At 72.2% G+C, this 1,625-nt stretch carries 1 protein-coding gene and 1 pseudogene; both read right to left on the bottom strand.

Annotated features, from left to right (window positions below):
- Positions 1-639: 639 nt before the first annotated feature.
- Positions 640-1,398, bottom strand: a complete 759-nt coding sequence (locus tag JHN63_RS50885) for an SDR family NAD(P)-dependent oxidoreductase (protein WP_200691911.1) — start codon at positions 1,396-1,398, stop codon at positions 640-642.
- Positions 1,399-1,430: 32 nt separating this feature from the next.
- Positions 1,431-1,625 (bottom strand): annotated as a pseudogene (locus JHN63_RS50880) (DNA glycosylase); the annotation flags it as partial.

Genomic DNA, 1,625 nt, shown 5'->3' with positions numbered 1-1,625 from the left:
CCGGCAATGCTCCACCGTCCGGCGCAGAGTCGTCGGTGGACGTTGGGCCGCTGCTAGGCGCCGGGGCATCGCCGGGTGTTGGGTCGTCATCGGGCGTCGGAACACCGCCGGACGGTGGAGCATTGCCGGGTGCCGAGTTGGCGTCGGGTGTTGGACGGTTGCCAGGTACTGGAGCATCACCGGGCGCGGGCGCGGGCGCGGGCGAGGGCGCGGGGGCGTCGGCGGATGGCGGGTGGCTGCCGGGCGCCGGGTCATCGCCGGGTGTCGGAACGCCGCCAGGGACTGGAACGTCGTTGGACGCCGGGGCGTCGCCGGGCGCCGGATCCCAGCCGGGCAATGGAGCGTCGCCCGTGGCTGGGGCGTCGCCGGATGTCGAGCGGCCGCCGGGCACTGGCACATCGCCGGATGACGGAACCCAGCAGGGCGGCGGACCCTGTCCGGGAACCGGATCCCAGCCGGGTGCCGGATCGCCGTCGGCCACGGGAGCGTTGCCGGGTGCTGAGTCGTCATCAGGCGTCCGACCGCTGCCGGGCTCCGGGTCATCGCCGGGCGACAGAACCCAGCAAGGCGGCGGACCCTAGTCGGGAACAGGGCCCCAGCCGGGTGCAGGGCCGTCGCCGGGTGCTGAGGCGGTGGTTGTCACCAAGGCATCGCGACGCCGCCGTTCGGGCGGAGGATCTGGCCCGTCGTGAATGATGACGCGTCCGATGCCAGATGCAGCACCGCGTGGGCGATGTCATCCGGCTCGCCTACCCGGCCCAGCGGCGACAGGCGGACCATCAGTGCCTCGGTACGGGCCTCGGCCTCGTGGTGGTCGGTCATGGGTGTGCGGATCCAACCCGGCGCAACCGCGTTGACGCGGATGCCTTGTCGGCCCAGCTCCGTCGCGAGTGTCTTCGTCAGTTGGACGACGGCCGCCTTCGCGACGCTGTAGCAGAGCAGGCCGGCCCCTCCGGTGTCGATCGCGCCCGAGGCCATGGTGACGATGCTGCCCCTGGTGCCGCGGTCGAGCATCAGCCGGGCCGCCTCCTGGCAGGCGTACAGGACGCCCTTGAAGTTGACGTTCAGCACCCGGTCGAGATCCTCGTCCCGGGTCTCCAGCACGGTGCTGTTGTGCATGATCCCGGCGACCGCGGCCATCACATGCAGGTCCTCGCAGGACTCGACGGCCTGTCTGACCTGCTCGCGGTCGGTGACGTCCAGGTGGTGGGTGCGGGCGGTGCCGCCCTTGCCCTTGATCAGGGTCGCCGTCTCGTGCAGCCCCTGCGCGTCGCAGTCGGCGCAGTGCACGGTGGCGCCCGCCTCGGCGAGCAGCACGGCGGAGGCGCGGCCGATACCGCTGGCGGCGCCGGTGACGAAAGCGGTGCGTCCGGTGAGGTCGTACGCCTTGACGGGCATGAAGCGACCGTACGAGGGTTTCTGACGGGTCGTCAATTAGTCGTACGGTGCTGAGTTTTGCGGGGTGGGGCGGTGCCCGGTGCGGGTCCCACCTGGCAGGTCGGGCACCAGTAGGTGGGGCGCTCGCGGGAGCCGTCGCCCTGGTCGGCCGTGCGGATGGGGGTGTTGCAGCGGAGGCAGGGGCGGGGTGCGCGGCCGTAGACGAAGAGGTCGGGGGTGTGGGGGGC

This window comes from Streptomyces sp. MBT65, from assembly GCF_016612545.1.
GTDB lineage: Bacteria > Actinomycetota > Actinomycetes > Streptomycetales > Streptomycetaceae > Streptomyces.
The sequence above is the reverse complement of the archived record's forward strand: the minus strand, read 5'-3'. Positions and strand labels throughout refer to the sequence as shown.

Bases quoted from the DNA above. Each gene is read 5' to 3' on its own strand.
- JHN63_RS50885 (WP_200691911.1), bottom strand. From the start codon at position 1,398: ATGCCCGTCAAGGCGTACGACCTCACCGGACGCACCGCTTTCGTCACC.